This window comes from Streptomyces sp. NPDC048643 (genome assembly GCF_040650615.1).
Lineage (GTDB): Bacteria > Actinomycetota > Actinomycetes > Streptomycetales > Streptomycetaceae > Streptomyces.
The window spans coordinates 57901-71487 of record NZ_JBEZHO010000001.1; the positions used below are offsets into that span (position 1 = coordinate 57901).

The window sequence follows — 13587 nt, forward strand, 5'->3', positions numbered from 1 at the left end:
GTCGTCGGTGCGCGGGGTCCCGGCCGGGACCGTGCAGGGCGATCTTCGGTCGGCTGTACGGGAGTTGGGTCCACTGCGGACCGTGGGCGCGCTCATGCCGCACCCCGTCGCAGCCGCTCGGCGACCGAGCGGACCACCTCGGTGGTGCTCACCTGGCCGGGGTCCTCGCCCGCCACCACGGTGCGGTCGAACAGCAACCGCACCACCTGCTGTTTGGCCGCGTCGACGGAGCGCTCGGCGATGCCCTCCTCCAGCAGCAGCAGCGAGAAGGACGAGGTGGTTCCGGAGCCCTCGTGGACGCCCAGCTTCGGCCGTTTCACGGTCTGTTCGGGCAGCAGCTCCGCCATCGAGGCCCGCAGCACCCACTTGTCGCGCCCGTAGCGGCGCTTGAGCCCCGCCTCCAGCGACACGAGCAGGTCGAGCACGTCACGGTCCCAGTACGGGTGCGTCGACCAGTGGCCGCACACCGCGGACAGCACCGGCGACATCTCGTTGAGCCCGTCGTACGTCGCCATGTCGTACGCCACCGCCGTGTCGAGGTCGGGCAGGCGGTCCTCCCGGTGCATGCCCGCGAGAGGGATGTCGGCGCCGTACCCGGTGAGCACGCGGCGGGGTGGCCCGTCGAGCGCGCGGTAGAGCGCGACGAGGGGCAGCAGGTACTCGATGATGTTCGGGTCCTCGGACTCCGACGCCCAGACCGCGTAGGGGAGTTGGCCGAGCAGGTCCGCCGTCGGCACGGTGATCTCCCGGTGCCGGCTGCCGAGGTGGTCGGCGACCGTGCGGGCCTGCGCGAACTCGTCGGAGACGTCCGTTCCCATGGACAGGGAGTCGATCCGCCCGGCGGCCCGGTGGGCGAGCGCGGCCACCCCGGAGGAGTCGATGCCGCCGGAGAGCACGACCAGCGGGGTGGCGCCGGGGGTGACGCGGGCGCTCACCGCCCGGTCGAGCGCCGCGTGCACGGCGTCCACGGCCTCGCCCTCGTCCATGACGCGACGGGCCAGCGGCGGTGCCCAGGTGCGGTGCGCGGCAGCCGTGCCGGTGCCGAGGTCGATGTCCATGACGGTGCCGGCGGGCACCTGGTAGACGCCGGGAAGGCCGCGCACCCGGCGGGCGTCCGCGAACGGGAAGCCGCGCGGACCGCCGTGTCCGGACAGGGTCTTGGCCTCGGTGGAGGCCGTGACCTCGCCGGGGCCCGCGCACACGTACAGCGGGACGGACCCGGCGTGGTCGGTGGCCAGCAGCACCCGCCCGCCGGAGCAGACGACCGCCGCGAAGCGGCCGTTGACCAGGCGGAAGGCGTGCAGGCCGTAGCGTCGCAGCAGGTCCAGCAGCAGCTGGGCGTCGCCCGCCGGGCCGGCGCCGGATCCGAGGACGGAGGAGAGGTCGCCGCGGTTGTAGATCTCCCCGGCGAGCACGACGGCGGTGTCGGCGTCGTGCGCGAGGGCGGCGTCGGGCGGGGTCCCGGGGGTGTGCACCAGGGTCGTGCCGAGGGTCTGCGAACGCAGTCTCAGCTCGACGCCGGTGTGGGTGCCCCGGGTGGCGAAGGCGGCTCGGGGGGCCCGGCCCCCGCTCGGGCGAGCGGAGGCCAGGAACCCGAAGGCCGCGGGAAGGTCCTGGGAGGCCATGATCAGATGCTCAGCGCCCCGAAGCCACCGGGCTGGAAGTCGTAGTTGATCGGAACCTCGATCAGGAACGGGCGGCCCAGCTCGGCGCCCTTGCGCAGCGCGGCGAGCAGCTCCTGCCGGTCGGTCGCCTTGGTCGCCTCGACGCCGTTGGCCTCGGCGAGCGCGACGAAGTCGACGCCGGTGAACTTGACCGCCGGGTCGTGGCTGCGGCGGTGTCCGAGGTTCTGGTACAGCTCGATCAGCCCGTTGGTGTCGTTGTTGACGACGACGGTCACGACCGGGAGGTTGAGGCGGGCGATGGTCTCCAGGTCGGCGCTGTTGGAGTGGAAGCCGCCGTCGCCCGCGATGAGGAACGTGGGCTGGCCGGGGCGCGCGAGCTGGGCGCCCATGGCGGCTGGGATGCCGTAGCCGAAGCTGGAGCAGCCGGCCGAGGTGAGGAAGCCGAAGGGCTGGTCGGCGCGGGCGAACAGCACGCCGTAGTGCCGGAAGAAGCCGATGTCCGAGACGATCGTGCCCTCGCCGGACTCGGCGACCTCCTCCATGACGGTGTTCATGGAGTCGATGACCTGGTGGACGCGCATGCCGTCCTCGTAGGCCGTCGGGTCCGCGAGGAACTCGGCGACGCGGGCGCGCAGCGGCTCGATGTCGTGCCGCTCCTTGGCCTTGAGGGAGACGGTGGCGGCGTCGAGGTGCTCGACGAAGGCGAGGACGTCGGTGACGACGTCGACGGTGGGCCGGTAGACGCGCGGGATCGGGTTGGCGGTCGGCGAGACGCGGACGGTCTTCTTCTCGTCGCCCTTCTGCCACATCGAGGGCCGCAGGTCCTCGGCGTAGTCGTAGCCGACGGTGAGGATGAGGTCGGCGGGGCCGAACAGGGTCTCCAGCGCCGGGAAGTCCAGGATGCCGTCCATGTAGCCGGTGACCGCGCCGTAGTTCAGCTCGTGTCCGTGCGGCAGGACACCCTTGGCGATGTACGTCGTGATGACCGGCACGTTCAGCCGTTCGGCCAGCGCGCGGATGGCGGGCACCGCGCCGGAGCGGATCGCGGCGGCGCCGACGACCAGGACGGGGTGCCGGGCGGTCTCCAGCAGCTCGGCGGCCTCGTCGGCGGCCTGCTCCCAGCCGTCCTGCACGGCACCGATCGGCTTGCCCGGGGTCCGCGCCGGCGGCCGCTCCGTGTCGGCGTCGATGCCCTCGGAGGAGCCGAGCAGGTCGACCGGCAGGGAGATGAAGCTGGGCCCGACCGGTTCGGTCATGGCGGCGGTCACCGCGGAGTCGACGAGGTCGGTGATCTCGTGCGGACGTTCCAGCTCCACCGCGTACTTGGACATCGGCGCGATGATCGACACGGAGTCCAGGCACTGGTGCGTGTCGTTGGGGAAGATGTCGTGCGACTCCGACTGGGCGGCCAGCGCGATGACCGGCGACCGGTCGAGGACCGAGGTGGCGATGCCGGTGGAGAGGTTGGTCATGCCGGGGCCGAGCGTGGCCCAGCAGGCCTGCGGGCGGCCGGTGATGCGGGCGAGCACGTCGGCGGCGACGCCGGCGGTGAACTCGTGCCGGGTGAGGACGAAGTCGATCCCCTCGACCTCGTCGAAGAGGATCGAGGCGGCCTCGCGGCCGACCACGCCGAACACCTTCTCCACGCCGTGGTCACGCAGTCGCGCGAGGAGCGCGTGCGCTGCGGTCGGCTTGCTGCTGGGGCCGGTCGATACACGGGACATGGATGGTCTCCAGACTCGGTCAGCGGTGAACACGTCGCGGCCACCCTGACCAGGGCCGCTCTTCGCGGCCTCTCCCTGGCATATCGGGGAGCCTGTCGGGGAGTGCGCGGAGAGAATCCGAAGACCGGGTGGAACGATGGCTTCCGATTCGACTCTCTTCAAATCGGACAGAGTTCGTCCGATATCGCTGCCGAGTGAACGCCGCGCCGGATGAGTTCCGGCCACTGTTGCCCCTGCCACGGATCTGACCGGCAGCCTTTTCTTCTGAGGTCTAGACCATTAAAGGCGAATGACCGCTCGTTCCCGGCCAGACCACCCGGGTGTATTCGGCCGGGCCCCCACGACGACCAAGCGGAGGCGTCGGATACCCGCCATCAACCGTCCATGATTTCTTTCTTCTTTACCTTGTCTTGAACCGTGCGTCCGGGGAGAGACCGGAGAGAGGCGGGCGATTAATCTGCGCCACATGATTCGTCCGGATGGCTATGTTGACCACCCGCGGTACGACAGGCGCAGGTCGCGCCGTCGCGCCGTCGTATCAACGTTTGTGGCACTTGCGGCGACCGCCGGAATCGGCTACTGGGCCTACAACGCCCTGGTCGAGGACGACGGGGACGATCCCCAGGTAGCCGCCGCCACCGAGCGGCTCGACACGTTCCTGACCGCGTGGGCGTCGGGAGACGCCCAGCGGGCGGGCCGGCTGACGGACACCCCCGAGAACGCCACGTCGTTGATCAAATCCGTCATGACGAACCTGGATCCGTCGAGGACGGAGATCACGGCGGGCACCGGAAAACGGGAAGCGGAAGGGGAAGTTGAGATTCCGTTCACCGTGAAGATGGCTCTTTCGGGGGCCGGGGATTACCAGTGGCACGCGAAGGCCCACCTCATCCGGAAGAACGGCGACTGGACGGTCGAATTCCACACGCCCCTCATTCACCCGGATATGGTTCCGGGTCAGACGCTCGCACTGAAGTCCCGGGAACGCGCGGAGATCCTCGACCGCAACGGCGACGAACTGCAGTCGGCCTCCCTCGCCGGCGCCGTCGACCCGAAGACCGGAAAAGGCGTCTCCGGACTCCAGGCCCGCTACGACAAGCAGCTCACCGGGGGCGGTGGCGCGGCCCGGTCCGTCGTGGTCGTGGAACGGGAGAGCGGCCGCGTCGTGAAGCGGCTCACCGGCTCCGGCAAGGACGCGGGCAAGGCGGTGCGCACGACCATCGACCCGAAGGTGCAGGAGGCCGCGGCGGCGGCACTCGACGGCGTCAAGAAGAACGCCGCCCTCGTCGCCGTCGACCCGAGCACCGGAGACATCCTCGCCGCGGCCAACAGGCCCTCCGGCATGAACCGCGCCCTGGAGGGCCGCTATCCGCCCGGCTCCACCTTCAAGGTCGTCACCTCCGCCGCCCTCCTGAAACAGGGGATGCGGCCCACCGACAAGGCCGACTGCCCCAAGTTCGCCTACGTCGACGGCCAGCGCTTCGAGAACCAGGACCAGTTCGTGCTGCCCGCCGGCTCGACGTTCAAGGACGCGTTCGCCCACTCCTGCAACACCTTCTTCGTCGGGGCCCGGGGCAAGCTCTCGAACGCGGCGCTGCACGACACCGCCGAGGCGTTCGGGATCGGCGGCTCCTGGGACGCGGGCACGGCCACGTACGACGGCAGCGTCCCGGTGGCGAACGGCGACAACGACAAGGCGGCCTCCACCATCGGCCAGGCCAGGACCCAGGCGTCGCCGCTCGTCATGGCCTCCATCGCGGCCACGGTCAAGGAGGGCTCCTTCAAGCAGCCCGTCCTGGTGCCGGACGCCGTGAAGAAACGCTACGAGGCCCCCGCCCGGCTGGAGCCGGGCGTGGTCGGCAGCCTGCGCGCGATGATGCGCGCCACCGTCACCGACGGCGCCGGCTGGGCCCTCAAGGGCCTCCCCGGCGAACCGCACGCCAAGACGGGCACCGCCGAGTTCGGCAACGACAGCCCGCCCCGCACCCACGCCTGGATGATCGGCTACCAGGGCGACCGGGAACTCGCCTGGTCGGTCCTCCTGGAGGACGGCGGTTCCGGCGGCTCGGACGCCGGCCCCATCGCGGCCAAGTTCCTGAAGAACCTCGGCTGAACCCGGCACGACACCGACCGAACCCACGGCCGCCGGCGGAACCTCCGTCGGGGCGCGCCACCGAGAGATCCACCCATCCGTGACCAGCACAGCGGGACCGGCACCCCGGGACCGAAGCGGCGGGAACCGGCACCCCGGGACCGGCACAGCGGTCGGACGTCACGGAGCACTTGAGCCGACGGTACGGGGGACGCACCAGCACGCTCCACGAAACGCCGACGGGACCACCCTCCAGGTCCCCACGGCGGTTCCCCTCCGTTCCGTCACCACCTCAGCCCCTGTTGGGCGACGGCTTGATTCACACAAACAAGGGGAACCGTCATGAACAGCAGGACCAGCCTGACGATCCAGCTCCTCGGCCCCGTGACCCTGGTGAGAAACGGGATACCCATACCCATCCGGGGTCAGCGGCAGCGACGGTTCCTCGCTTCCTTGGCGCTGAAGCCCGGACAGGTCACCACCAAGGAAGCGATCATCGAGGACTCCTGGGACGGCGAACCGCCGCTGACCGTCTCCGGACAGCTCCAGACCTCCGCCTGGATGATCCGCACCGCGCTGGCCGACGCCGGCCTCACCCGGGACGCGCTCGCCTCGCACACCCTCGGCTACGAACTGCGCGTACCCGCCGACCGTATCGACGTCTTCGTCTTCCGCGACGCCGTACGGCACGTCCGTGAACTCCACGCCCGCGGCCAGTACAAGGGCGCCTCCGAGTCCCTCGACGGCGCGCTCGGCATGTGGCGGGGCGCCGCCCTCACGGACGTCACGTCGAGCCGGCTGCGCATGAAGGGCGACGCCCTGGACCGCGAACGCACGGCCGCCGCCGAACTGCGCGCCCTGATCGACGTCGGGCTCGGCCACTACGGCGAGGCGATCTCCCAGCTGTCGGAGCTGGTCGACCACGACCCGCTGCGCGAGGACCTCTACGCGGGGCTGATGAAGGCGTACTACGGCGAGGGGCGGCAGGCCGACGCCATCCGCGTCTTCCACCGCGCCAAGGAGATCCTGCGCGAGCAGATCGGCATCAACCCCGGCTCGCGCCTGCGGGAGTTGATGCAGGCGATCCTCCAGCAGGACGAGCAGCTCCTGCGGGCCACCGGGATCCCGCTCTCCGGGGACCGGGTGGGGTGAACCGGGCACCCGGCGGGCGGCCGTCCCCGGCCGCCCGGTGCGCGTGAACGAACTCCCGCCGGACCTGGGGGTGTCGTCCGGATCACGGGTCCCCGAGACCCGCCGGACCCTCCCGACACCCCCGCCGCAATGACCGAAAATCCCCCCATACGCCACCCCCTGTCGTAGCGTTCCTCGGACTCATGACCCTCGTCGGTCATCAGTCGTCAGAGGAAGCGGGGCAGAACATGGCCGGGCGGCGTGCGGTCCTCAAGGGAGTCCTGGCGGTGTCGGGCACGGCGGCGGGCGCCACCGGCCTGGTCGCGGCGGCGCCGACGGCGAGACGCGGCGCCCCGTACGCGACCTCCGTGCGGATGCGCTGGCTGGGCGTCTCCGGCTGGGAGATCCTCATCGACGGCGGCCGCAGCATCCTCTTCGACCCGTACCTGAGCCGGATGCCCTACGCGGGCAGGAAGGGCGACCTGGACCCGTCCCTCCCGCTCCGCTGCGACCGTACGGCGGTGGAACAGCTCGCCGCCCACCACCTGCACGGCGCCCCGGAGCTGATCCTCGTCAGCCACGGACACTTCGACCACGTGGCGGACGTGCCGCAGCTGCTGGCCCGCCCCGCCTGGGCGAAGCACCGCATCCGCGCGGTGTGCGACGAGACCGTGGGCCATCTGCTGACGGCGATGGGTACACCACACGCCCGAATGGACGATGTGATTCCGGTCAAGGGCGGCGAGTACCTCCAGTTCGACGGCTACACGGTCGAGGTGTTCCGCAGCCTGCACAGCCAGCAGGCCGACCACGGCTACTTCGCGCCGGGCACCAGGACCGCCCCGCCCCGCCGGCCCAGCACCCTGGGCGACCTCGTCGAGGGCGACACCCTGGCCTACCAGGTCACGGTGGACGGCGGCCCGAGCATCCTCCTCATGGGCGCGAGCAACTTCGCGGAACGCGAGCTGGCGGGCATCCGCCCCGACATCGCGACGATCGCCATGACCTCCCACTCGGCCCTCCACCGCTACGTCGAACGCCTCCTGTCCGCGACCGGCAACCCGCCCCTGCTCATCCCGAACCACCACGACGACATGACCACCCCCCTCTCGAAGACCCCCTCGCTGCTGGCCGCCACCACCCCCACCACGGCGGCCGAACAGCTGACGGCGGCCTCCGCCCCCTCCTCGCGGGTCCTGAACCCGCAGCATCTGCGGGCCGTGGACGTCACCGCGGCGCTCGCCTGACCCCACCGGTCCGGAGACCGTCCGCCGCACGGATCGCCCCCGCGGCCCCGCGGGTCCATGCTGAGGAGAGCGGGCGCCCGGTCCAGGACCAGCGGGCGCCACGAGGTTCCGGAGGGCGTCATGAGCTCACCATCCGTCCCGCCGCCCGCGCCGCTCCCCCCGCAGGGACCGGGAGCCACGGACAAGGGCCTCAAGGGCGGCGCCCTGGGCCTGTTCTCCAGCACGGTCATCGGGCTGGCCTCCACCGCCCCCGCCTACAGCCTCGCCGCGACCCTCGGCGTCATCGTGGGCATCGTGGGCTTCCAGTCGCCGATCATCATCGTGCTCGCCTTCGTCCCGATGTTCCTGATCGCCTACGGCTACAAGGAACTGAACCGGGCCGACCCCGACTGCGGCACCACCTTCACCTGGGCGTCCCGGGCCTTCGGGCCGCGTACCGGCTGGCTCGGCGGATGGGGCATCGTCGCCGCCGACATCATCGTGATGGCCAACCTGGCACAGATCGCGGGCGCGTACGGCTTCCAGCTGATCGGCGCGGACGGGCTCGCGCAGAACACGTTCTGGGTCACCTTCGTCGGCGTCGTGTGGATCGCCCTGATGACCCTGATCTGCTACATCGGCATCGAGCTGTCGGCCAACCTGCAGAAGGCGCTGCTCACCATCGAGGTCGTGGTGCTGGTCCTGCTGGCGGTCACCGCCCTGGTCAAGGTCTACGGCGGCACCGCCCCGGCCGTCTCCTCCGAGGTCTCCTGGTCGTGGTTCAACCCCTTCGAGATCAACTCGTTCGACGACCTGACCAAGTCCATCCTCGCCGGGGTGTTCATCTACTGGGGCTGGGACACCGCCGTGTCCGTGAACGAGGAGACCGCCGACCGCGACCGCACCCCGGGCCGCGCCGCCGTCATCTCCACCGTGATCCTGCTGCTCGTCTACCTCATGGTCACGACGTCCGCGCAGTCGTTCGCCGGCGTCGGCGACAAGGGCATCGGCCTCGGCAACCCCGACAACTCCGGGGACGTCCTGTCCAGCCTCGGCTCCGAGGTGTTCGGTGACGGGGGCTGGGGCCAGGTCGCCACCAAGCTCCTGATCGTCATGGTCCTCACCTCGGCCGCGGCCTCCACCCAGACGACCATCCTGCCCACGGCCCGCACGACCCTCTCCATGGCCGCGTTCAAGGCCATCCCGCAGCGCTTCGCGCGCATCCACCCGCGCTTCCTCACCCCGACCTGGTCCACCGTCGGCATGGGGATCGCCTCGATCGCCTTCTACGTGATGCTGACGCAGGTCAGCGAGAACGTCCTCGCGGACTCCATCGGCTCCGTCGGCCTGATGATCGCCTTCTACTACGGCCTCACCGGCTTCGCCTGCGTCTGGTACTACCGCAGGGTCCTCACCCGCAGCCCACGCGACCTCTGGACCCGGGGCATCATGCCGGGCCTGGGCGGCGCGATGCTGCTGTACTTCTTCATCAACGCCTGCATCGTGTACGCCGCCGCCGACTACGGCAGCACGTCCTGGACGCTGCCGTTCCCGCCGCACTGGCAGCTCGGCGGCGTCTTCGTCACCGGCATCGGCGCCCTGCTCGTCGGCGCCGTCCTGATGCTCCTGTACGGCGCGTTCCGCCCCGCCTTCTTCCGCAAGGAGACGATCCCGGTGTCGACGCACGACCGGGACGGCCACTGACCGTCCTGATCGTGGCCGTCCCGGTGACGCCGGTTCCGCGGGACCGGTCTGTCCTGACCGTTCCGGTGGTGACCGGCCGGTCGTGATCCTCGAAGTCGGGATCAGCCGGCGGCGGGGGTCGCGTCGCGCTCCTGGTCCGAACCCGCCTGCGTGGGCCAGTTGTTGCGCCGTTCCCGTGCCACCGCGGCCCGTCCTGCGGCCGGCGCGTCGATCCGCTCACCGATCCGACCGCCGCCGAAGCCGACCCGTTCGCCGCTCAGGTGAAGGGCCGGGACAACGGGTTCGGCCGGTCCGACGGGTCCGACGGGTCCGACAGGCTCGACGGGCTCGACGGGCGGGACGAACGCGACCGGGACCGGAGGTGCGGCGGGGACGGGAGGTGCGGCGGGGACGACCAGTTCGGGGATCGCGGGGACCTCGGGGAGTTCGTGGTCTCCGGGATGGCCTGCCTGTCCGGGCAGCGGGACGCTCCGGCGGGTCGGTGTGTCGTCGGTCTCGCGGCTTTGGCGCTCGAAGAAGCGGAGCATCTCCACCGGGAACGGCATGACCAGGGTGCTGTTCTTCTCGGCGGAGACGTCCACCACGGTCTGCAGCAGGCGTAGTTGGAGGGCTCCCGGGGTGTCGGCCATGGTCGCCGCGGCGTCGCTCAGCCGCTGGGACGCCTGGAACTCGCCGTCGGCGGCGATGACCCGCGCGCGACGCTCACGCTCGGCCTCGGCCTGCTTGGACATGGAGCGCATCATCGACTCCGGAAGGGCGATGTCCTTGATCTCCACCCGCTCGATGCGCAGCCCCCACGGCTCCTCGGTGGGCGCGTCCATCACCTTCTTGAGCTCCGAGTTGATGTGGTCGCGGTCCGAGAGGAGCGTGTCCAGGTCGGCCCTGCCGATGACCGCGCGGAGCGAGGTCTGAGCGATCTGGGAGACGGCGCTGGGGTAGTCGCGTACGTTCACCAGGGCCTTGACCGGGTCGGTGACCCGGAAGTAGACGACGGCGTCGACGGTGAGCGTCACGTTGTCGGCCGTGATGGAGCCCTGCGGCGGGATGCCGAGCACCTGGGTCTGGACGGACACCTTCTGCATCCGGTCCCCGATGGGCCGGATGACCCGGAGACCGGGTCCGCGGATGTCCGGCAGGAGCCTCCCGAACCGGAACACCACGCCCTTCTCGTACTGCTGGACGTTGCGCAGACTCATGGCGAGCAGCACCAGCCCCACCACGACGAAGACGACCAGCACGATGATCACAACACCCATGGTTCTCACGTTCCCTACGAGGACGACGCCCCGGACCGGACCGGCCGGGGAAGCTCAGGAGAGGACCGGACGGGGATCGCGGGAGGCACCCACGGCCGCACTCCCCGAGGGGAGGCGCGAAGCCCGGAGACAGGGGGACCCGACGGGCGGAGCGGGAGAGCGGGAACAGGAGGGAATCCGACGCGCGCCGGGACCGGGACAAGGGCGGTCCGGGCGACTCCCGGCTCTTCGGGTGACGGCGCGGACACATCGGTCGCAACCATGGCGCGAACCCTGCTCCGGACGGTTCGACACCGCCCGGAATCATCGATCGCCGAAAACGACACGAGCATGGAGGCCGGTGCGCGAAATACCCTCGGTGACGTCGAGCCTACTCCTCCGGCAGGCGGTACGACCGGCACGCGGGCGGCGGAACTCGGCGGCCGACACGGACGGTTCGGCGGCGGCAGCGGCAGCGGCCGGTTCGGGGCCCGGCGGCCCCGGCGGGGGTCCGGTCAGCCGTCCCGCCGCGCCCCCGGGAGCCCGTCGATCATCAGGCGGAGCGTGAAGTCGAAGCGGTCGTGGACCGTTCCGGCGGTGAGTTCGGCGGCGTAGCGCTTCGTGTGCGGGAAGGTGTCGTCGGGCAGGGCGGCGAACCGGCGCAGCAGTTCGTCGCGGCTCACGACCCAGTCGTCCTCGCCGCGGCCGAGCCGGCTGTTCACCAGGGCGACCTCGAGGCTGTAGGCGTTGACGTACAGCGACAGCGCGTCGAGGGCCCAGGCGGCGATCTGCGGGTCGACGCCCCCGGCGAGCAGGAGGGCGAGCATGCCCTCGCCGACGCGCAGCGTCTCCAGGTTCGACGGGGCGGCGGCGATGGCCGCGCGGGAGATGCCCGGATACCGCAGGTACTGGTCGCGCAGTTGGGTGCAGACGCCGATGAGCTGCTGCCGCCAGAGCGCGGGGTCCGGCTCCGGCAGCTCGATCTCGGCGCACAGCCGGCCGATGAGCAGTTCGTCCAGGTCTTCCTTGTTGACCACATGGGCGTAGAGCGACGACGGCCCGGTCTCCAGCGCGGTGGCCACCCGCCGCATCGTGAGGGCGTCGTACCCCTCCGCCTCGATGATGCCGAACGCGGTGCCGATGATGGCCTCGACCGTGATCGGCTTCTTGCGCCCGCCGGACGGTCCGCGCCGGCCCGTGGGGGCGCTCGCGCCGGTGCCGAGCTGGTGCCGGGCCGCGCGGCGTTGCTCCGGAGTCGGTGACATGCGGGCAGTCTAACCAATCGACGAACAGTGTTCCATGGCACCAGGAACGGTGTTCGCCTTGCTAGGAACGTCGTTCTTCTGTAGAACAGTGTTCGTGTCTATAGACCAGCGCTCGTCCGAAGCGCCTCCCACACCTCCCCCACCTCCCGCCGGCAATCCGCCGTCACGCACCGCATGGCTCGTCCTGATCGTCGTGGTCATGGCCGACGTCATGGACCTCATCGACTCCAGCATCGCGACCCTCGCCGGCCCGTCCATCCACGCCGACCTCGGCGGCGGGCAGGTCACCGTCCAGTGGGTGCTCAGCGCCTACACCGCCGCCTTCGCGCTCGGCCTCGTCACCTCGGGCCGGCTCGGGGACGTGCTCGGCCGCCGCCGCCTCTTCCTGCTCGGCATGACCGGCTTCACCCTGACCTCGCTGGCCTGCGGCCTCGCGCCCGACCCGCTCTTCCTGATCGTCGCCCGCACCCTGCAGGGCCTGTGCGGATCGGTGATGATCCCGCAGGGTCTGGCCCTCGTGAAGGTCGTGTTCCCGGCGCAGCACCTACGCAAGGCGCTGACCCCCGTCGGCCCGCTGATGGGCCTGACCATGGTCGGCGGGCCGATCCTGGCCGGCTGGCTGCTCCACCTGGACCTGTTCGGCAGCCAGTGGCGCTCCATCTTCCTCATCAACGTGCCGCTCGGCGTCCTGGCCGGCGCCCTCGCGTGGCGGGTCCTGCCCCGGCGGGGCGGCGAGGACCCGACCGCCCGCCTCGACCTCACCGGCGTCGGCCTGCTCACCGCGGCCTCGGCCCTGCTGATCGTCCCGCTCATCCAGGGACGCGAACTCGGCTGGCCCGCCTGGACCTACGCCATGATGGCCGCCTCGGTCGTCCTGCTCGGCGCGTTCGTCGTCTCCCAGCGGCGCAGCCGACACCCGGTCATCACACCGTCGCTGTTCCGCAAGCGGAGCTTCGTCGTCGGCCTGCTGATCGTCGCCGGGTTCTACGCCTCGCTCAGCGCCTTCGTCCTCGTCATCAACCTGCTGCTGCAGCAGGGCCTGCACTGGACCCCGCTGCACACCGGCCTCACCCTGATCCCCTGGGCCCTCGGCACGGCCGTCGCCGTCCTCCTCGCGGGCGCGGTGCTCGCCGAGAAGCTCGGACGCGCGACCCTGCACCTCGGACTGGCCGTCGCGGTCGTCGGCCTGCTGTCCCTGTGGTGGTCCGTCGCCCACTTCGCCGCCGGCATCACCGTCTGGAACCTGGCCCCCGCGCTCCTGCTCACCGGCTTCGGCTCGGGCCTGGTCTTCGTGCCGCTGGTCGACTTCATCATCGGCGACGCCACCCCCGAGGAGGTCGGCACAGGCGCGGGCCTGCTCAACGCGGTCCAGCAGTTCGCGGGCGCGATGGGCGTCGCCGCCCTCGGCACCCTCTTCTTCGCCCGAGTGGGCCACCCGTCCCCGACCTCGTACCTCTCCGCGGCGGAACTCGTCTTCGCCACGGCGGCAGCCCTGAACTTCCTCACCCTGCTCCTGGTGGGCCTGCTCCCCCGCCACGCCCAACAGGCCCACGGCTGACACCCACTCCACCAGGGCATGAAAAAA

At 71.0% G+C, this 13587-nt stretch carries 9 protein-coding genes; 5 read left to right on the forward strand and 4 right to left on the reverse strand.

Annotated features, from left to right (window positions below; genetic code table 11):
* Window positions 1–92 precede the first annotated feature (92 nt).
* Both AB0C62_RS00230 and AB0C62_RS00235 read right to left on the reverse strand, forming a co-directional pair.
* Window positions 93–1625: an asparagine synthase-related protein gene (locus tag AB0C62_RS00230; protein WP_362968787.1), complete on the reverse strand. Its 1533-nt coding sequence runs from the start codon at window positions 1623–1625 to the stop codon at window positions 93–95.
* Window positions 1626–1627: 2 nt separating this feature from the next.
* Window positions 1628–3349 (reverse strand): thiamine pyrophosphate-binding protein, encoded by a 1722-nt coding sequence (locus AB0C62_RS00235; protein WP_362968789.1) that lies wholly within the window; start codon window positions 3347–3349, stop codon window positions 1628–1630.
* 466 nt (window positions 3350–3815) lie between these two features.
* Here AB0C62_RS00235 and AB0C62_RS00240 point away from each other — a divergent pair, with 466 nt between their 5' ends.
* From AB0C62_RS00240 to AB0C62_RS00255, 4 genes are all read left to right on the forward strand, one after another.
* Window positions 3816–5462 (forward strand): penicillin-binding transpeptidase domain-containing protein, encoded by a 1647-nt coding sequence (locus tag AB0C62_RS00240; RefSeq protein ID WP_362968791.1) that lies wholly within the window; start codon window positions 3816–3818, stop codon window positions 5460–5462.
* A gap of 321 nt (window positions 5463–5783) precedes the next feature.
* Window positions 5784–6593, forward strand: coding sequence for a BTAD domain-containing putative transcriptional regulator (locus tag AB0C62_RS00245; protein ID WP_362968793.1), 810 nt, complete (start codon window positions 5784–5786; stop codon window positions 6591–6593).
* A gap of 227 nt (window positions 6594–6820) precedes the next feature.
* Window positions 6821–7819 carry an MBL fold metallo-hydrolase gene (locus AB0C62_RS00250; protein ID WP_362968796.1) on the forward strand — a complete coding sequence of 333 codons (999 nt, stop codon included), beginning with the start codon at window positions 6821–6823 and terminating at the stop codon, window positions 7817–7819.
* 120 nt (window positions 7820–7939) lie between these two features.
* Window positions 7940–9502, forward strand: coding sequence for an APC family permease (locus AB0C62_RS00255; RefSeq protein ID WP_362968798.1), 1563 nt, complete (start codon window positions 7940–7942; stop codon window positions 9500–9502).
* A gap of 101 nt (window positions 9503–9603) precedes the next feature.
* Here the strand turns inward: AB0C62_RS00255 and AB0C62_RS00260 are convergent, their stop codons facing one another.
* Both AB0C62_RS00260 and AB0C62_RS00265 read right to left on the reverse strand, forming a co-directional pair.
* A complete protein-coding gene (locus AB0C62_RS00260; RefSeq protein ID WP_362968800.1) occupies window positions 9604–10758 on the reverse strand; it encodes a slipin family protein in 1155 nt (384 codons plus the stop codon).
* 494 nt (window positions 10759–11252) lie between these two features.
* The gene (locus AB0C62_RS00265; RefSeq protein WP_362968802.1) at window positions 11253–12002 is read right to left on the reverse strand and encodes a TetR/AcrR family transcriptional regulator; all 750 of its coding nucleotides are present in this window, start codon (window positions 12000–12002) and stop codon (window positions 11253–11255) included.
* 34 nt (window positions 12003–12036) lie between these two features.
* Here AB0C62_RS00265 and AB0C62_RS00270 point away from each other — a divergent pair, with 34 nt between their 5' ends.
* On the forward strand, window positions 12037–13560 hold the full coding sequence (locus AB0C62_RS00270) for a DHA2 family efflux MFS transporter permease subunit (RefSeq protein WP_362968804.1): 1524 nt from the start codon (window positions 12037–12039) through the stop codon (window positions 13558–13560).
* The last annotated feature ends 27 nt before the right edge of the window (window positions 13561–13587 follow it).